Raw genomic sequence first — 18,843 nt, forward strand, 5'->3', positions numbered from 1 at the left:
TGCTTATGTAGAATATTTTAACTATCTTTGTCGTGAGTTCTTGGATATATTGTATAAGGGTGCAACAAAATGTAAGACTTCCGTCACCAATTCGTAACCCTTGCTCTTTTCAATAAAAATACCGTTCTGATTTACAGAACGGTATCTCGAAAACAGTCAGCCGCAATAGAAGGGGCGGTTTTATTTTTGTTCCGTTCATGTTACGTTTTTATTTCACTTTTTAAGGCAGAAATTTTGCAGTTCCGCAAAATTGTATTAACTTAGTGATGCAGAACTTCAACTTAAAATTCAACGGATATGATTATCACATTTAACGAGTTGCGCCGCATCAAGGACAGGCTGCCCAGCGGCAGCTCGCAACGCATTGCAGATGAACTGGGACTCGACGTAGAAACCGTCCGCAATTATTTCGGGGGCAAGCACGAGGCTAAGGAGTGCGTGGGGGTTCATTTCGAACCGGGCCCGGACGGTGGAGTCGTTACACTGGACGACACGACGATCCTCGATGTTGCAATGCGTATCCTTGGCGACCAGAACAAATAGTTGTTAAGAGTTAGTCCGGCTTTCGGGCCGGGTCGTAGGGCCTGCGTTTTCGCAGGCCTGTTTTTTTCGCTCTATCCTTTCTCCGCTTTCTCCGCCCCGTCTGCCAGTCCATCGGGTTGCCGATTCGCACCAGTTCGCACCAGTTCGCACCAGTTCGTACCGTCCGCACCGTCCGCACCGTTCGCACCGTTCGCACCGTTCGCACCGTCCGCACTGCTCCGTATCATCCGTATCATCCGTATCGTCCTTGCCGTCCGCATTGTCCGGCTTCCGCAATGTCTTTCCGCAGTATTTACCGTTGTCGCCGCTCCCCGAGGCATCCATGTTTCTGTTTTCTTTACTGTTTGCTCCTGCATACCTGTCTGCGTGGCATCACCCCGATTGCCGCTCTAAAAACACCCGGCGGCCTGCCCTGTTTCCCCCGGCAACTTCCCCTCGCGCAGTTCTTGCCTTCGCCGGCACTCCCTGTTTTTGCCGATATTTTCCCTTATTCCTTTCCGGCGGCTCTTGTTTTTCCTGTCGCCCTTGTTTTTCGGTGACCCTTCCTTTCCCCGGTTGCTTTTCCCCATCCCTGCCGGACGCCCCTGCAGGTTGCCCGTGTAGTTGCCGGGTGCCCTTGTCCGCCCTCCTGTTTTTTGCCGTCCTCCCGCTTGGCATATTCCGTTTCGCCCCGGCCTTTCTGCCAAAATAACACCTGGGCCGGAGCTGCCGGGACGGTCGTACGGGGGAATTCTGCCATTATGCTGACAATTTGGCAGGGATTGCCGTTTGGTACAACCTTTGTTCGATCTACGGGCGTGACCGGCAGCCGGAACCGCAGGGCGAAGGGGCGGGGCACAAGGCAACGTAAAAAATAACATTAAACTTATATACGATTATGGCAAAGATTATTGGTATTGACTTAGGTACTACGAACTCCTGCGTAGCAGTGATGGAGGGCAATGAGCCCGTGGTTATTCCCAACTCCGAGGGACACCGCACGACCCCGTCTGTGGTGGCTTTCACGGCGGACGGCGAGCGCAAGGTGGGTGACCCGGCTAAGCGTCAGGCCATCACCAACCCCAAACGTACGGTCTTTTCGATCAAGCGTTTCATGGGCGAGCGCTACGATCAGGTTACGGCCGATATAGAGCGTGCCCCCTATCCGATCGTCAAGGGTGACAACAACACCCCGCGCGTCGATATCGACGGCCGCCAGTATACGCCGCAGGAGATTTCGGCCATCATCCTGCAGAAGATGAAGAAGACGGCCGAAGACTACCTCGGACAGGAGGTTACAGAGGCTGTCATCACGGTTCCCGCCTATTTCTCCGACTCGCAGCGCCAGGCTACGAAGGAGGCTGGCGAAATCGCCGGGCTGAAGGTGCGCCGTATCATCAACGAGCCTACCGCAGCCGCACTGGCCTACGGTATGGACAAGAAGAGCAGCGATATGAAGATCGCCGTGTATGACCTCGGCGGCGGTACGTTCGATATTTCGATTCTCGAGCTGGGCGACGGCGTCTTCGAAGTGAAGTCGACCAACGGCGATACCCATCTGGGCGGCGACGACTTCGACCACGTGCTGATCGACTACATGGCCGAGGCGTTCAAGGCCGAGCACCAGATCGACCTGCGCCAGGATCCGATGGCCTTGCAGCGTCTGAAGGAAGCTGCCGAGAAGGCGAAGATCGAACTTTCGTCCTCGACCTCCACGGAGATCAACCTGCCGTACATCATGCCCGTCAACGGCATTCCGCAGCACCTCGTTATGTCGCTCACGCGTGCCAAGTTCGAGCAGCTGTGCGACCACCTGATCCGCAAGACCATCGAGCCTTGCAAACTCGCTTTGCGCGACGCGGGCCTCGACGCTTCGCAGATCAACGAGGTGATCCTCGTTGGCGGTTCGACCCGTATCCCCGCGATCCAGAAGATCGTCGAAGAGTTCTTCGGCCGCACGCCCAACAAGAGCGTGAACCCCGACGAAGTGGTGGCCGTAGGCGCCGCTATCCAGGGCGGTGTGCTCACGGGCGAGGTGAAGGACGTGCTGCTGCTCGACGTTACGCCGCTGTCGCTGGGTATCGAGACCCTGGGCGGTGTGATGACCAAGCTCATCGACGCCAACACCACGATCCCGACCCGCAAGTCGGAGACCTTCTCCACGGCTGCCGATAACCAGCCTTCGGTCGAGATCAACGTCTGCCAGGGCGAACGTCCGCTGGCCCGCGACAACAAGTCGATCGGCCGCTTCCACCTGGACGGCATTCCTGCCGCTCCGCGCGGTGTGCCGCAGATCGAGGTGACGTTCGATATCGACGCCAACGGTATTCTGAACGTCTCGGCCAAGGACAAGGGCACGGGCAAGGAGCAGAAGATCCGTATCGAGGCTTCTTCGGGCCTTACCGAGCAGGAAATCCAGCGTATGCGCGATGAGGCCAAGGCCAACGAGGCCAAGGACAAGGAGGAGAAGGAGCGTATCGACAAGATCAACGCCGCCGACTCGAACATCTTTGCCACGGAGAAGCAGCTCAAAGAGTATGGCGACAAGCTCCCCGCCGACAAGAAGTCCGCGATCGAGGGTGCGCTGGCCAAGCTGAAGGAGGCGCACAAGAACGCCGACGTGGCGGCTATCGACACGGCCATCGCCGAGCTGAACGCCGCATGGCAGGCTGCATCGCAGGACATCTACGCACAGCAGCAGGCGCAGGGCGCACAGCCCGGGGCCGATGCCGGCCAGTCGCAGTCGCAGGCCAATGCCGGCGGCGCGTCGAATGGCGGCGACAGCTCTCAGCCTGAGGACGTCGAGTTCGAGGAGGTGAAGTAATACTCGAAGTGTTCGGGACACTTCAGCCGCAAGGCTTTCATATAAATTCCCAAGGGTGCGATCCGGATTTTCGGGTCGCACCTTTTTTTGTCCGGCGGCATCCTGATTTCCGGTTATTATCGCTATCTTTGGGATACCTGCCAACTCCCTGCGTATATGGGCCGCCCAGCCACGTTTGCTGTTTGCACCGTGCTGCTCTTCCTGGCTGGTGTGGCTGTCTTTCGGGTTCCTGATTCCGTTTACGCGGTTAGTTGCCGGAAATAGCCCTTTGAGGCGAGATCCCGCGCCTATCCCCGTTCTGCCCGCCACATGCCGTAGAGGATCAGTGCCGCGCCTGCCAGTGCCGCGGGGGTGATGCGCTCGCCGATGCAGGCCGCTGCCGTGATGATCGTCACCAACGGGTTGAAATAGATGTAGTTGGTCGTGCGCACGGCTCCCAGCCTGTGCATCGCGGCGTTCCACAGGACATAGCAGAGCATCGAGGCTACGATCCCCAGGAACAGCAGGTTGCCCCACACGGCGGGGCGTGCCAGCACCTCGGGGGTGACCGAAAAAGGCTGGAAGAGAAATACCGGCAGGATGGTCAGCAGCCCGTAGAAGAATACCTTGCGGGTGATGAATACGGCAGGGTAGCGGCCGCCGATGCGTTTGATGACCAGCGAATAGACCATCCACAGCAGTGCCGCCGACAATGCCAGCATGTCGCCCCTGGGCGAGAGCCGGAGCACGAAACGGCCGTTGAGGACGACGAGTACCATGCCTGCGAACGCCAGCGCCGAACCCGCGGCCTGCCGCCGCGTCATCCGTTCGCCGCGGTAGAGCAGGCTCAGCAGTACGGCCGTCCATACGGGCGCCGTGCACACGATCAGCGAGACGTTCGAGGCCGGGGCGTATTCCAGCGCCATGTTTTCGGTCAGGAAATAGAGCGAGCCGCCCGTGATTCCGGCCACCGAGAGCGTCAGTTCGTCACGCCATCCCGATGCCCACAACCGCCTGCCTGACAGGGGCAGGATGCAGAGGTATGCCATGGCGAACCGCAGCAGGAATATCTCCGCCGGGGTCAGCGAATTGGCGATGAGCACCTTCGTCGAAACGAACGTCGCTCCCCATACCGCCACGCTGAAGAGCGCCGCAAGGTGGTACTTGTACTCCGTATATTTTATCATACGGCTTCAAAATTACAGTTTTTTTATCTTCCCGACGCAAATCTTAATTCGTTATTTCCGATTTTCAATTCTTTTTTCCTATCTTTGCGTGCTATTATGCGTAATGACAATAATTACAACAAATAATAACAAAATTTTTCAACTCAAATGCAAAGTAAAGGTGCTATTAAATTACTCGCAGTCCTTTTGGCGCTTGCGTGTGTTTACCAGCTCTCCTTCACGTTCAAGACGCGGAGCGTAGAGAAGAAGGCGTCGGAGTACGCCGCGCAGTTCCCCCTCGACCAGCAGGGCGAGGCCGAACAGCATTACCTCGATTCGGTTCAGAATCTGGGTGTTTATAACCTCGGGTTCAAGAAATTCACCTACAAGGAGTGCAAGGAGAAGGAACTGAACCTGGGTCTCGACCTCAAGGGCGGTATGAACGTCATGCTGGAGGTGCAGGTCGAGGATGTCGTCAAGGCGCTCGCCGGCGACAGCCAGAACGATCCCGCCTTCGTCGGCGCCATCGCCGAGGCCAACGCGGCCCTGAAGGACGGCACCTCGAAAGACTATATTTCCGACTTCGTGAAGGCCTACCAGCGCCTTTCGAACGGCGGTTCGCTGGCTGCGATCTTCGTCAGCCCCGACCGTAAGGACATCACGCTCGAAAGCTCCGATGCCGACGTCGAGAAAATCCTCAAGAAGGAAACCGATGCCGCCATCGCCGCTTCGTTCAACGTCCTGCGCAGCCGTATCGATCATTTCGGCGTTACGCAGCCCAACATCATGCGCCTGCCCAACTCGCACCGCATCCTGGTCGAGCTGCCGGGCGTGAAGGAGCCGCAGCGTGTGCGCGACCTGTTGCAGGGTACCGCGTCGCTCGAATTCTGGCTGACCTACGATGCCCGCGAGGTGCTTCCCGCACTGGCAGCAGCCGATAAGCTCGTCAAGGCCGAGCTGGCCGAGCTCCCCGCCGCCACGCAGCCCGAGACCGCTTCGGCCGAAGCCGAGGCCGTCGGTGAGCAGACCGCTTCCGGCGACGCCGCAGGCCTGATCGCCGAGATCGGCGCCGATTCCGTTGCCGCTGCCGGGCAGGTGGACGCAGGCCGCTACGACCGTACGCAGAACCCGCTGCTGGCCGTGCTCGACCCGAATTATGCGGGTGGTGCCGCCATCGGTGCCGCCTATAAGGCCGACATGGCTGCCGTCAACGAATACCTGGCGAACCCCGCGGTGCGCGAGCTCTTCCCGGCCGACATCGACTTCAAGTGGGGTGTCAAGGGCGACGATAAGATCGACGGTCGCTACTACCTCTATGCCATCAAGATTTCCACGCCCGACGGCAAGGCTCCGCTGGACGGGTCGGTCGTGACGAGCGCCACGGAGCAGTACGCCCAGCGCGGCGCTACGGCCGAGGTGTCGATGACCATGAACGGCGAGGGTACGCAGGAGTGGGCGCGCCTGACGGGCGAGAACATCGGCAAATGCATCGCCATCGTCCTCGATGGGTACGTATATTCTGCACCCCGCGTGAACACCAAGATCGACAAGGGTTCCTCGCAGATCACGGGCGACTTCACGATTCAGGAGGCGAAAGACCTTGCCAACGTACTCAACTCGGGTAAGGTTCCCGCTCCGGCCAAGATCATCCAGGATACCGTCGTGGGCCCCTCGCTGGGTCAGGAGTCGATCAACGCGGGTATGCTCTCGTTCGTGATCGCCTTCATCCTCGTGCTGCTCTACATGGGCCTGTTCTATAAGACCGCAGGCTGGATGTCCGACGTCGCCCTGCTGACCAACGTCTTCCTGCTGATGGGCGTCCTGGTGTCGTTCGGCGCCGTGCTGACGCTGCCGGGTATCGCGGGTATCGTCCTGACGATGGGTATGGCCGTCGACGCCAACGTCATCATCTACGAACGTATCAAGGAGGAGCTGCGCGGCGGCAAGGGGCTCTCGCTGGCCATCAAGGACGGTTTCTCGAAAGCCTACTCGGCCATCATCGACGGTAACCTGACGACCATCATCACCGGTATCGTGCTCTTCATCTTCGGTAACGGCCCCGTACAGGGCTTCGCCACGACCCTTATCATCGGTATCATCACTTCGTTCTTCAGCGCCGTGTTCATCACGCGCCTGCTGATCGAGTGGATCGTCGCCAAGTGGGGACATATCTCCTTCTCGCGCAAGTGGTCGGAGAACTTCCTGAACAATACCCATTTCGATTTCATCCGCGTGCGCAAGGTGGGTTATACGATCGCCGTGGTGCTGATCGCCCTTTCGTGCATCTCGTTCGTGGCCCGCGGCCTGAACCTCGGTGCCGAGTTCACCGGCGGCCGTGCCTATGTGATCCGCTTCGACAAGGCCGTTTCGGCCGAGGAGGTGCGCCAGAACCTTGGCGAGGCGTTCTCGCAGCACGCCGGTGCCGACGCTTCGGCGATCAGCTTCGAGGTGAAGCAGTACGGCAACGAGAACCAGATGCGCATCGTGACGCAGTACCGCTACGACGACACGTCGGACGAGGCTACCGCCGAAGTGGAGCAGATCATCTTCGACGCCCTGAAGCCGCTCTATTCGTACGACATCTCCTTCGAGCAGTTCCGTAATACCCAGACCGACGTCAACGGTATCCTCACTGCCGACAAGATCGGCCCTTCGATCGCCAAGGACATGACCTGGAACGCCATCTACTCGGTGTTGTTCTCGCTCATCGCCATCGGCCTCTACATCACGTTCCGCTTCAAGCGCTGGCAGTGGGCATCGGGCGCCACGCTCGCACTGGCCGTCAACGCGCTGTTCATCATCGGCCTCTTCTCGATGCTCTACGGTTTCGTGCCCTTCAACCTGGAGGTGAACCAGGCGTTCATCGCCGCGATCCTTACGATCATCGGCTATGCCATCAACGATACGGTGGTCGTCTTCGACCGTATCCGCGAGTACCTGGGCCTCTATCCCAAGCGCAACCTCAAGGATAACGTGAACAACGCCATCAACTCGACGCTGTCGCGTACGATCAACACCTCGGGTACGACGCTCGTGACGCTGCTCGCCATCTTCTTCTTCGGCGGCGAGACCATCCGCGGCTTCATCTTCGCCCTGACGGTCGGCGTCATCGTGGGTACTGTGGCTACGATTTTCATCGCTACGCCGGTCGCTTACGACCTGATGGCCAAGCGTGCCAAGATCGACAAGGAGTAACACACCTACTATTTAATATGCAAATAAAGTGGATTGCACGGTTGGTGCAGTCCATTTTATTTTTAACTTTGCGTCATGGAACTCCAACGTGCAATAGATAGTTTGCTGAAGTGGATGCACCGCTATGTCTCGCCGGTCTTTCTGGCGCTGCTCATGGCATCGTTCATCCTGTGGTATATCGCCAAACTGAGTTATATCTACACCACCGAACAGAAGGTGCGTGTGGATGTCGACGGGCAGGTTTTCGATGTGACGTGTACCGTCGAAGGGGTCGGTACCAACCTGTTCGGTTACCAGGTCTACATGAACAAGACGCTGCGCATCCCGCTCTCGGCGCTCAAGTACAAGCGCTCGCGCGAGGAGGGGCATGAGGGGCGGATCATCATCGACCCGCAGTCGTTGCAGAATGCGATTTCCGTGAAATTCAGCGATATTAAGATAACCTCTATCGACGCGGTTCCCGAGATAGATTTTCCCGACGGACAGGAATGATGAAAGTAGGAATTACGGGCGGCATCGGCAGCGGCAAGAGCACTGTCTGCCGCCTTTTTGCACAGAAGGGCATTGCGGTTTACGATTCGGACGCTGCGGCCAAACGGCTGATGCAGGAGGATGGGGTGCTGCGGCGGCAGTTGGCCGGCCGCTTCGGCGAGGGGACTTTCCGTGACGGGGTGCTCGACCGGGCTTACCTCGCGGGCATCGTCTTTGCCGATCCGCAGGCGCTGGCCGACCTCAATGCATTGGTGCATCCGGTCGTTATGCGTGATTTCGATGCCTGGGCGGCGCGGCAGGAGGGTAGCTACGTGATCCTCGAAAGCGCCATCCTGTTCGAAGCAGGGCTCGAAGGTTGTGTCGACAAGACGGTCGCCGTCCTCGCGCCGCGCGAACTGCGCATCGAGCGCACCTGCCGCCGCGACGGGTGCGGGGCCGATCAGGTCGTGCGCCGCATCGCCGCGCAGCTCGACGACGATGCGCTGAGCGCCCGTGCGGACTATGTGGTCGTCAATATCTTCGAGGAAGACCTCGAACCAGCAGTAGTCAAACTCGACCGGATTTTCAGCCATGGCAGCAAATAACCCCTTGTTCGATTTCTCACAGCCCCGGGTGATGGCGATCCTGAACGTCACCCCCGACTCGTTTTTCGCCGGCAGCCGTATGCCCGATGCGCCGCATGTCGAGCGCCGCGTGCGCGAGGCCGTAGCCGAAGGGGCGTCGATCATCGACGTCGGCGGCTACTCGTCGCGTCCCGGGGCGGACGAAGTATCCCCCGGGGAGGAGTGGCGGCGCGTGGAGCTGGGCGTGGAGGCCGTGCGGCGGCTGGCCCCCGGCATGGCCGTTTCGGTCGATACGTTCCGCAGCGAGGTCGCTGCCCGGGCGATCGAAAGGTTCGGCCCCCTGATCATCAACGACATTTCTGCCGGGGAACTCGATCCCGCCATGCCTGCCGTCGCTGCGAAATACGGGGTGCCCTACATCGCCATGCACATGAAGGGCGACCCTAAGACCATGCAGTCGCTCACGGACTACAAACGCGACATCACGGCCGAGGTCGTCGCCTATTTCGAGGCCAGGGTTGCCGCGCTGCTCGCCGCCGGGATCGCACGCGAGCATCTCGTCCTCGACCCCGGTTTCGGCTTCGCCAAGACCACGGAACAGAATTACGAACTGCTCGCCGGGCTTCACCGCCTCTGTGCGCTGGGCTATCCCGTACTGGCGGGGCTCTCGCGCAAGTCGATGATCTACCGTGTGCTCGGCGCCACCCCTGCCCAATCCCTCGCGGGTACCGTAGCCCTGGGGTGGGAGTGCCTGCGGCAGGGCGCCGCGATCCTGCGCGTGCACGACGTGCGGGAAGCCGTCGATACGGTGAGGATCTTCAATGCATACGTACAAAACAGCGGAGAGATATGCCAAATGAAAAAATAACGGGGAATCCGGCGGAGAAACCTGCGGAAAAGGTGTCGGAAAACGGGGCGGGGAAACCTGCCGGGCGTCGTGACGGACGACGGGGAAGGCCGCAGGACGGACAGCAAAACAGACCGCAGGGCGAACGCGAAGGCGGACAGTCGGCCCGCTCGCCGAGGGGACGCCGCAACGTCCAGCCGGACAAACCGCAGGGCGGGTCGCAGTCAGGCCGCCCTGCCGGGAGTTCCGGCCGCTCCGGGAGCTCCCGCCCGGTGGCCGGGACGGCGGTCGGGAAGCCCGCTTTCAACTGGACATGGCGCGACTATGCGTTGCAGTTATCGGTGGTCATTATCGGTATCGTCGTTACGTTCGCCGGTTCCGGCCTGATTTCCCGCTGGGCGAGCCAGCGACAGGTCAGAACGGTCATGCAGTTGGTGGTTTCCGAGCTGGAACAGAACCGCGAAATGCTGCGTGATGTTTACAGCAACCTCGACTACGACCGCCGGGGAATGCTGATGTTCATGGAATACGACGAACTGGAAGACATTCCGGCCGATTCGCTGGCCCATTACAGCCTGCTCTTGAGCTACCTGCCGTCCTACAGGCCGCAGCAGGAGGCGCTCGAAGTGCTCAAGTCCTCGGATATCGTTTCGGCGGTGGGGGACAAGCAGTTCTTGGCGGATATTTTCGGATGCTATAACCGGCTCAACGATTTCCGGGAGAATGTCGCTATGTATTCCGGGCGGAAACAGGATGCGCAAAACCACCTGTTTGTCAATACTCCCGGCTTTTCGCTCGCTCCCATGGGAACATACGGGTCGTGGAAGGTAATTTTTGAAGACCCGTTGTGTGCGGCTTTCATCGGCACTTCCGCTTATTTTTTCGGCGGGGGCGATTATTTCGGTCATATGATACGGGCGGTCGACGATGTGATCGCCTCCATAAATAAAAAATACCGTTTCGAACGGCAGGGCGTCCAGAAATAAGAGGCAATGACAAAGAAATCCAAGTCTTTTCCGGCACGGACATGGCGCGAATACGCGCTGCAACTCTCGGTGGTCATCATCGGTATTGTCGTTACGTTCGCCGGCTCGGGGCTGATCGAACGCTGGCGCGTGGCGCGCGAGGTGCGTGCGACGATGCTGCTGGTACATGCCGAACTGGAAACCAACCGCGCGGATTTCATGCAGGTCTGGGACTATCAGCAATGGGAAATGCGCGCCTGCAAGTTCTTGACGGACAACCGCCGCGATCTGAAACGGATACCGTCCGATACGCTGGCCTCTTTCGATCCGGTTTACGGGCGGATCCATTTCTTCCATCCGCGCAGGGATGCTTTCGAGGTGCTGAAGAATTCCGGCCTGATGTCTTCGGTGCCCGACAAGGACTTCCTGCTGGCCGTTACGCAGGGATACGCCGTGCTGGCCGATTTGGAGGAGAATATCTCGATGTACTACCAGTTAAAACTCACTGCCCAGAACGATATGTCCAAGGACTTCAGCGAAAAACAGCGGGAGCGTTTCTATACCGGGGACATGTACGAGAGGTGGGAATGTATTTTCTCGGTGCCGTGTTTTGCCGAATTCATGCTGACAGCGCCCTATTATTTTCCGGAGGGATATATCGAAGGATTGTTGGCGGACGTCGATCGGTCGATACGGGCGATCGAAGCGAAATACAAACTGGATAAAAAACCGACCGATGATTAAAGTTACCGATATACACAAGCGCTTCGGCGACCTCGAAGTGCTGAAAGGCGTTTCGCTCGACGTCGCCCGGGGCGAGGTCGTTTCGATCGTCGGTGCCAGCGGCGCCGGCAAGACCACGCTGTTGCAGATCGTGGGTACGCTTTCGCGGCCCGACGGCGGACGGGTCGAAATCGACGGTCAGGATGTTTTTTCGCTGGGCGATAAGACGTTGTCCCGATTCCGCAACGGACGCATCGGTTTCGTGTTCCAGTTCCACCACCTGCTGCCCGAGTTCACGGCCTTCGAGAACGTCTGCATCCCGGGGCTGATCGGCAAACACCCCCGTGCGGAGGTCGAACGCCGCGCCGCGGAGCTGCTGGAAATGATGGGTCTCGCCGGGCGCCGCGACCATAAGCCCGGCCAGCTTTCCGGCGGCGAGCAGCAGCGCGTGGCCATCGCCCGGGCCCTGATCAATTCCCCCGCCGTGCTGCTGGCCGACGAACCCTCGGGCAACCTCGATTCGCACAACCGCGACGAGATACACCGTCTTTTTTTCGAGCTGCGCGACCGGCTGGGGCAGACCATCGTGATCGTGACCCACGACGAACACCTCGCCGCCATGGCCGACCGCCGCATCACGATGTCCGACGGCCGGATTCTGTAAGGCTGCGTCCGGTGGGCGGTTCGCGTTGCCGTACGGGTTCCCCGGGTGCCCTGCCGTCTGACATTGCTTCCGGTATCCGGCGGTTTTCCCGGCGTTGCGGGGCTGCTTCGGGCTGTTCCCGAAGCCGTCCGGGGTTGCGGATCATTGCATAAATACAGTTGTATTATGGATACAGAACTCAGGGAGCTGCTCGAACGGCTCCACGACAAATACAACCGTCCCGAGTTTATCGAGTGCGACCCCATCTCGGTGCCGCACCGCTATGAGGGGCGTGCCGACCGGGAGATCGCGGGATTTTTCGCCGCCACGATCGCCTGGGGCAACCGCAAGGCGATCGTGGCGAACGGCCACCGGATGATGCGCTGCATGGACGACGCTCCGGCGGATTTCGTGCGCAACGCCTCGGAGAAGGAGTTGGCTTCGCTTTCGTCCTATGCCCACCGCACGTTCAACGGCGGCGACCTGCGTGACTTCGTGCTGGCGCTGCGTCGTATGGAGGAGCTTCACGGCGGCATCGGTAGTTTCTTCGAGACCCGCTACGAGGCGACGCGGAGCATCCCGGCGGTCTTTGCCGAATTCCGGCGCGAATTCTTCGGCTGCGACCATGCTCCGCGTTGCGAAAAACATCTTTCGTCCATCGAGAAGGGCGCCGCCTGCAAACGGCTCTGCATGTACCTGCGCTGGATGGTGCGTAGCGACGGGCGGGGTGTGGATTTCGGCGAGTGGACGCGCATCCCGATGTCGGCGCTCTATATTCCGCTCGACGTCCATACCGGCAATATGTCCCGTGCGCTGGGGTTGCTCACACGCCGCCAGAACGACTGGCGTGCCGTCGAGCAGACCACCGCTTCGCTCCGCATGTTCGATCCCGCCGACCCTGTGCGTTACGATTTCTCGCTCTTCGGAGCGGGTATCGACGGTTACCTCAAAGCATAGAGACGATGTTCCGCTTCAAACAATTCGCCATACGCCAGGATCGCTGCCCGATGAAGGTTGGGACGGACGGCGTGCTGCTGGGCGCCTGGGTCTCGGTGCGTCCGTCGGACAGGCGCATCCTCGACATCGGTACCGGTACAGGGCTTATTGCACTGATGATGGCACAACGTGTCCCCGGGGCCCGGATCACGGGTGTCGACGTGGAAGACATTTCGCAGGCGCGCGAGAATGCCGATGCCTCGCCGTGGGGCGGCAGGGTAGCGTTCGTGCAATGCCCCGTCCAGGAGTTCGCGCCTCAGGAGCGGTTCGATCTGGTCGTCTCCAACCCGCCGTTCTTTGTCGGTTCGCTCACCTGTCCCGACGCGGGGCGTACCACGGCCCGCCATGCCGTGCGGCTGCCGTTCGGCGACCTGCGCGACGCCGTCGTGCGTCTGCTCTCCGACGAGGGGCACTTCGCCGTGGTCTTGCCTGCGGACGAGGCCGCCCGTTTCATCGGCATCTGCCGGGACGTGTTGCTTCCGGTGCGTCGTACCGACGTGCGCACGACGCCCCGCCACGCAGCCAAACGGGTGCTGCTCGAATTCGTCCATACGTCTTCCGCCCCGGCTCCCGATCGCACCGAGCTGGTTATCGGCACGGGTGTGCACGAGCAGTATACCCCCGAATACCGTGCCCTGACGCGCGATTTTTACCTGAAATTTTGATAGCACGACAAAATAAGTTACATTTGCGTTAGCGATTAAAAAATTCGAACCCATGAAACTCAGACTTCTGGCGCTCGCCCTCGTCGTATGCGGCGGCGCCGCGGCGCAAAACCCATACATAGCCCTGCAAGGGGCCGACGAAACATCCGGCGGCATCGTCGTGTCGCAGCCCCGCACGGTGCTGGCCGTTGACGTCACGGCCGAGCGCGACGTGACCCTCAGCGGCCCCTATGCGCGCTATGCGCAGAAATTCCTCGGCGTCCGCGCCCCGCTGACCGACAAGATATCCTGGGCTGTTACCGGGGCTTCGGTCGCCCTGCTCGACCCCAAGGCGTGCCTCGACGCGCCCGCCCCGGCCCAGCCTTCGCGCACGGTGATGTCCCATGCCACGTCCGAGGACGAATTTTCGCGCCTCCAGGCCGACAAGAACGACATGACGGTGCTGGCGTTGGAAGACGCCGCCCGAGAAGCCGCCAACACGATCTTTTCGCTTCGCAGGCACCGTATCGAGCTCATCACGGGCGAAGCGGGCGAAAATGTCTTCGGCGAGGGGCTGAAAGCCGCCCTGGCCGAGATCGAACGCCTCGAACAGAGCTATCTGGAGCTCTTCCTGGGCAAGCGTGTCGTCACCACCGAGACCCGCCGCTATGTGGTCTATCCGCAATCCGACAAGAAGCAGTATATCGTCTGCCGTTTCAGCGCCGCCGCAGGGCTGCTCCCCGAGAGCGACCTTTCGGGTGACATGGTGCTGTTGCAGATCGAACCCTCAGGCAATACGGCTACCGCCGTCGAGGCTTCGGCCAAGGAGTCCAATACCGTGACCTGTCGCGTGGCCGACCCGTCGGTCTGCACGGTCATCGCCGGCGGCCGCGAGTATGCCCGCGCGGTGCTTCCGCTGTTCGAGTTCGGCCGCACGATCAACGTCGCGCTTCCCCGCCGCAAATAGCTTTTACCGATGGATTATACGTCGCGTATGGTGGCGCTGCTCAGGGAGTTGCGCCGCGAGCGTAACGGTGCCGTAGCCGATTCGATGCGCTATTACGGCACGCCTTACGGACTGAATTACGGGGTGAGCCTGCCCACATTGCGCCGGATAGCGCGTGCAGAGGCGCCCGACCACGGTTTCGCCCGTTACCTCTACCGGCAGGATGTCCGCGAACTGCGCCTTGCCGCGTTGCATATTGCATGTCCGGCGTGCCTTACGCCGGAGGAGTTCCCCGCATGGGCCGCAGGCATCGTCAATTCCGAAATCGCCGAGGAAGCCGCTTTTGCCCTGCTGAGCCGAGCCGAGGCGTTCCCCGCGCTGTTCTCGGCGTGGATCGCCTCGCCCGATGCGTTGTTGCAGTATGCCGCCCTGCTCGCCGCCGCGCGCAGTCCCCGCCTTACGGCCTCATGGGTTGCTCCGGCCGTCGAAGCCGTGCACCGCAATGCAACGGCCGAGGCGACGGTCGAAACGCCGGCCGAAGCGATGACCGAGGCGACCGCCGCCGCAATTTCCGCCGCTGCGGATACCTCTGTTGCACCGGGTGCCTTTGTCTCTGATGCTTCTGTTACGGAGGCCTCTTCTCCGGAAGCTGCCACGCCTGTTTCCGGCGATTCTTCCGTTGGCGACACCCCTTCCGCTGCAATTGCCTCAGCCGCCGCAGGCGCTTCTCCGGCCGCAGACCCGCATGTCGCCTCCCCGTGTGCTGCCGGGCAGCAGGTTTCCTCCCGGCCTCTGGCGCAGCATCCCGTCCCCGCCGCCCGCCTTACGGCTCAGGGTGCGGTGGCGCTGCTCGCGGCCGTCGCGGCGCAAAACGAGGAGAACCGGCAGGCGGTACTCCGCGCAGCCGGTTCTCTGGGTAAGCTCCCTGCCGAAGACTACGTCCACGAGGAGCTCGCCTGGCGTTTGGAGGCATAGGCCTCCCTTTCATGCATTGTTTGTTTCGCGCGGGAGTTCATCGCTGTGCCACCTGTTCGCGCTTTTCCAGCTCCCGCAGCACGTTTACCAGATGGTCGTAACCCACGCGGCCGCTCTCGCGCCACAGCACTTCGCCGCGGCGGAAGAACATGAGCGTCGGCACCGACATGATGTTGTAGCGGTGCACTGCGTCCAGCATTCCGCGGTCGTCGATATCCACCTTGTATACATCCACGCGGCCGTTCATCTCCCGCTGGAACTTGTCGATGGCGGGGTGCATCATCTGGCATGGCCCGCACCATGTGGCGAAAAAGTCCACGAATGTCAGCGCGTCCCGCCAGATGATCTTGTCAAAATCCGTAGTTGTCATTCTATCTTCTTTTTCAGTTCATCTCTGCCCATGTTACCCCGGCGTAGGCCTTGTCCGCCAACTCCTTTTCCGCATAGCTGATCGTGCGGCGCAGCCCTTCCGCGAGCGGTGTACGGGGCACCCAGCCCAGCTCCCTGCGTGCTGCCGAGATGTCGGGCGTGCGCCGCCTTGCGTCGTCGGCCCGTGCCGCCGTGTGCACGATCCGCGAGCGGCTTCCCGTCAGGGCCACGATCTTCTCCGCCAGCGCCCGGATGGCGATTTCATGGTTGCTGCCCAGGTTCACCGTGCGCACCGCCCCGGCCGACGGCGGTGCTTCCATCAGCCTGACGAGCCCCTCCACGAGGTCTTCGACCCAGCAGAACGTGCGTAGCTGCTCCCCGCTGCCGTTGACGACGATGTCGCGGTTCTGCAAGGCCGCCACGACCATCTTTATCACCACGCGCTGATCCATCGGGTCGGCGCCGCTGCCGTAGGTGTTGAATATGCGGGCAATGCGCGTGTCGACGTCGTATTCGCTGTGGTATGCCCTGTGCAGTGCCTCGGCGGCGCGCTTGCCTTCGCAGAGGATGTAGTGCGTCGAGCAGCAGTTGCCCGGTTCGCTCGCCGGGTCGCGCTGCCCGATGCCGTAGATGTTTCCCGCCGAGGCGAAGACCACCCGCGCATGTTCGGTGCGTGCTGTGTCGAGCGCGTTTATGGCGCCCAGCACGCTCACGCGGAGCGTCTCCACCGGGAGCGCCTTGTTGTAGCGCACGCGCGACGGCGACGCGAGGTTGTATATCTCGTCGCAGCGGATACTGAACCCGTTGATGATATTGTGGTGTACATACCGGAACAGGGGGTGCTGCAATACGCCCCGCAGCAGGGGCGAGTTGACCGCATCGCGGATATCGACGCAGAAAACCTCGTGCCCTTCCTCCAGAAGGCGCAGGCAGAGGTGCGTGCCGATAAAACCCACCCCGCCGAGAACGACTATTCGTTTTTGCATCTCTTACTCCTTTTTACGGGTGTAAGAGCAAAATCTATTCCACAAAAAGCGCCCGTGGCAGTTGGTCTACGCTGTTTATCGTCACGACCTCGATCCCCTTGGGGCGTTTGGCGCCCTTGCCCAGATACCCCGATACGACGATGCGTTTGAATCCCAGGCGCGCGGCCTCGCTGATGCGCTGCTCGGTGCGGGGCGCCGGGCGCACTTCGCCCGAAAGCCCGATCTCGCCCGCGCAGCAGACCCCCTCGGCGACGGGGCGGTCGTAGTACGACGAGATCACCGCCGCGACCACTGCCAGGTCTAATCCCGGGTCGGCGACCTTGAACCCGCCGGCGAAATTCAGGAAGACGTCCTTCTGGAACATCTTCATTCCCACGCGTTTTTCCAGCACGGCCAGCAGCATGTTCATGCGCTTGGTGTCGTAGCCCGTCGTCGAACGCTGGGGCGTACCGTATGCCGCGCCGCTCACCAGTGCCTGCACCTCGATCAGGTAGGGGCGCACGCCGTCGGCCGAAGCGCCCACGGCGATGCCGCTCAGCGGCTCCTCGTAGTGCGTCAGCAGGATCTCGGACGGGTTGTCCACGCTCCGCAGGCCGCTGTCCAGCATCTCGAACACCCCGATTTCGAACGTCGCGCCGAAACGGTTCTTTATGCCGCGCAGGATGCGGTAGATATTGTTGCTGTCGCCTTCGAATTGCAGGACGACGTCGACGATGTGTTCCAGGATCTTGGGCCCGGCGATGCTTCCGTCCTTGGTGATGTGGCCGATGATGAAGATCGACGTCCCGGTCGACTTGGCATACTTGAGCAGCGTCGCGGCGCATTCGCGTATCTGCGACACGCTTCCCGCCGACGAGTCCAGCAGGTCGGTATAGATGGTCTGTATCGAATCGATCACCACCAGGTCGGGCCTGTGTTCGCCGATCTGCCTGACGATATTTTCGAGCAGCGTCTCGGGATAGATCAGGCATTCGTCGTTGCCGATTCCGATCCTCCCCGCGCGCATCTTGATCTGCTCGGCCGACTCCTCGCCCGAGACATAGAGCGTTTTCAGCCCGTTCGCCGCCAGTGCGATCTGCAGCGAGAGGGTCGACTTGCCGATGCCCGGCTCCCCGCCCACGAGGATCAGCGACCCCGGCACCATCCCGCCGCCCAGCACACGGTTCACCTCGCCGTTGCCCACGTCTATGCGGCGGTGTTCGCTTTCGCGGATGTCGCCTACGCGCTGGGGTTTCGCCGCGGGCAGCGGCCCTGCGGCATTGGCCGCCACGGAACCGCTTTCGCGGGCTATGATCTCCTCCGTAAAGGTGTTCCACTCGCCGCACGAGGGGCAGCGCCCCAGCCATTTGGGAGCTTCGAACCCGCAATTCTTGCAGAAAAAGGCCTTTTTGACTTTTGCCATCGGTATATTGTCGGTTTGTAAAGGGTCTTCGCAGCCCTTAGAAGGGGTGCGTCGTGTATTCCAGCCTCTCGACCTTCGTGATGCCGGCCGTGGGGTAGAGGGCCTGGTATTTGGCCGTGAGGTCTACGGTCAGCAGCGTGAGGCTCTTGCCCTCCTCCGAATAGTAGGAAACCGCATAGGTGTAGTCGGCGTCCTCGTAGAAGAACCGCAGCTGGTCGGGTTTGTCGGGTTCCTTGTTGAACGACCCGGTGATCGGCGCGGCGTCCGGTGCGGGTGTGATATAGAGCCATCCGCTGTTGTGGTAGAGGAATTCGAGCACGTAACCGCCCCCGGCCTGTACCGGGGCTTCGGCCAGCACGTCCGCGCGTATGGCCTCGATTACCGGGTCGGGTTCAGGCTCAGGCTCAGGTTCGGGTTCCGGCTCGGGCTCCGGCTCCGGCTCGTCTTCGGCCGTTGTCGTTGCTGCTGCGCCGAGCGTGACGGTGGCTTCGACCCGGCTCACCGGATAGCTTGTCGTGTAGTACGGTTCCGATTTCTCCCCGCAGGCCGCGAGTGCCGCCGCGAGGATCAGTATGGTTATGTATCTTATGGCTTTCATCCTTCCGG

18 protein-coding genes are annotated in these 18,843 nt (G+C 60.8%); 13 read left to right on the forward strand and 5 right to left on the reverse strand.

Translation table 11 applies throughout. The annotated features are described in order from the left end of the window. Positions 1-297 precede the first annotated feature (297 nt). Both NQ559_RS12730 and dnaK read left to right on the forward strand, forming a co-directional pair. Positions 298-543, forward strand: coding sequence for a hypothetical protein (locus NQ559_RS12730; RefSeq protein ID WP_018697335.1), 246 nt, complete (start codon positions 298-300; stop codon positions 541-543). A gap of 877 nt (positions 544-1,420) precedes the next feature. Then, complete coding sequence (dnaK, locus tag NQ559_RS12735; RefSeq protein WP_026318643.1) at positions 1,421-3,346, forward strand: molecular chaperone DnaK; 1,926 nt, start codon at positions 1,421-1,423, stop codon at positions 3,344-3,346. A gap of 287 nt (positions 3,347-3,633) precedes the next feature. On the opposite strand, the gene NQ559_RS12740 is transcribed toward dnaK, so the two are convergent. Then, positions 3,634-4,512, reverse strand: a complete 879-nt coding sequence (locus NQ559_RS12740) for a DMT family transporter (RefSeq protein ID WP_018697332.1) — start codon at positions 4,510-4,512, stop codon at positions 3,634-3,636. Positions 4,513-4,659: 147 nt separating this feature from the next. Here NQ559_RS12740 and secDF point away from each other — a divergent pair, with 147 nt between their 5' ends. The 11 genes from secDF to NQ559_RS12795 all read left to right on the forward strand — a co-directional run bounded on the left by secDF (position 4,660) and on the right by NQ559_RS12795 (position 15,480). Continuing rightward, the gene (gene secDF, locus NQ559_RS12745; protein ID WP_026318642.1) at positions 4,660-7,686 is read left to right on the forward strand and encodes a protein translocase subunit SecDF; all 3,027 of its coding nucleotides are present in this window, start codon (positions 4,660-4,662) and stop codon (positions 7,684-7,686) included. Between the two features lie 75 nt (positions 7,687-7,761). Further along, positions 7,762-8,178: a hypothetical protein gene (locus NQ559_RS12750; RefSeq protein WP_022332275.1), complete on the forward strand. Its 417-nt coding sequence runs from the start codon at positions 7,762-7,764 to the stop codon at positions 8,176-8,178. Beyond that, entirely contained in the window at positions 8,178-8,762 is a 585-nt protein-coding gene (coaE, locus tag NQ559_RS12755; RefSeq protein ID WP_018697329.1) for a dephospho-CoA kinase, read from the forward strand. Before NQ559_RS12750 ends, coaE begins: the two co-directional genes overlap by 1 nt. Then, the gene (gene folP, locus NQ559_RS12760) at positions 8,749-9,609 is read left to right on the forward strand and encodes a dihydropteroate synthase (RefSeq protein ID WP_227412520.1); all 861 of its coding nucleotides are present in this window, start codon (positions 8,749-8,751) and stop codon (positions 9,607-9,609) included. The genes coaE and folP overlap by 14 nt, the downstream gene beginning before the upstream one ends. Next, complete coding sequence (locus NQ559_RS12765) at positions 9,591-10,574, forward strand: hypothetical protein (RefSeq protein ID WP_154654079.1); 984 nt, start codon at positions 9,591-9,593, stop codon at positions 10,572-10,574. The genes folP and NQ559_RS12765 overlap by 19 nt, the downstream gene beginning before the upstream one ends. Before the next feature lie 6 nt (positions 10,575-10,580). Next, positions 10,581-11,297 carry a hypothetical protein gene (locus NQ559_RS12770; RefSeq protein WP_018697326.1) on the forward strand — a complete coding sequence of 239 codons (717 nt, stop codon included), beginning with the start codon at positions 10,581-10,583 and terminating at the stop codon, positions 11,295-11,297. Next, positions 11,290-11,940 (forward strand): ABC transporter ATP-binding protein, encoded by a 651-nt coding sequence (locus NQ559_RS12775; RefSeq protein ID WP_018697325.1) that lies wholly within the window; start codon positions 11,290-11,292, stop codon positions 11,938-11,940. The genes NQ559_RS12770 and NQ559_RS12775 overlap by 8 nt, the downstream gene beginning before the upstream one ends. A gap of 165 nt (positions 11,941-12,105) precedes the next feature. Next, positions 12,106-12,876: a TIGR02757 family protein gene (locus NQ559_RS12780; protein WP_018697324.1), complete on the forward strand. Its 771-nt coding sequence runs from the start codon at positions 12,106-12,108 to the stop codon at positions 12,874-12,876. A 5-nt stretch (positions 12,877-12,881) separates the two neighbouring features. Continuing rightward, complete coding sequence (locus tag NQ559_RS12785; protein WP_018697323.1) at positions 12,882-13,580, forward strand: tRNA1(Val) (adenine(37)-N6)-methyltransferase; 699 nt, start codon at positions 12,882-12,884, stop codon at positions 13,578-13,580. Between the two features lie 52 nt (positions 13,581-13,632). Beyond that, a complete protein-coding gene (locus NQ559_RS12790) occupies positions 13,633-14,526 on the forward strand; it encodes a DUF4831 family protein (RefSeq protein WP_018697322.1) in 894 nt (297 codons plus the stop codon). A gap of 9 nt (positions 14,527-14,535) precedes the next feature. Then, a complete protein-coding gene (locus NQ559_RS12795; protein ID WP_018697321.1) occupies positions 14,536-15,480 on the forward strand; it encodes a DNA alkylation repair protein in 945 nt (314 codons plus the stop codon). Between the two features lie 37 nt (positions 15,481-15,517). Here NQ559_RS12795 and NQ559_RS12800 read toward each other — a convergent pair whose 3' ends face one another. From NQ559_RS12800 to NQ559_RS12815, 4 genes are read right to left on the reverse strand one after another with little or no spacing between them, the layout of a single operon-like run. Next, entirely contained in the window at positions 15,518-15,850 is a 333-nt protein-coding gene (locus NQ559_RS12800) for a thioredoxin family protein (RefSeq protein WP_018697320.1), read from the reverse strand. A 13-nt stretch (positions 15,851-15,863) separates the two neighbouring features. Then, entirely contained in the window at positions 15,864-16,835 is a 972-nt protein-coding gene (locus NQ559_RS12805) for an NAD-dependent epimerase/dehydratase family protein (protein WP_022332266.1), read from the reverse strand. Between the two features lie 34 nt (positions 16,836-16,869). After that, the gene (gene radA, locus NQ559_RS12810; protein WP_018697318.1) at positions 16,870-18,237 is read right to left on the reverse strand and encodes a DNA repair protein RadA; all 1,368 of its coding nucleotides are present in this window, start codon (positions 18,235-18,237) and stop codon (positions 16,870-16,872) included. Between the two features lie 37 nt (positions 18,238-18,274). Further along, positions 18,275-18,835 (reverse strand): hypothetical protein, encoded by a 561-nt coding sequence (locus tag NQ559_RS12815; RefSeq protein WP_018697317.1) that lies wholly within the window; start codon positions 18,833-18,835, stop codon positions 18,275-18,277. Positions 18,836-18,843: the final 8 nt, after the last annotated feature.

Source organism: Alistipes onderdonkii (assembly GCF_025145285.1).
GTDB lineage: Bacteria > Bacteroidota > Bacteroidia > Bacteroidales > Rikenellaceae > Alistipes > Alistipes onderdonkii.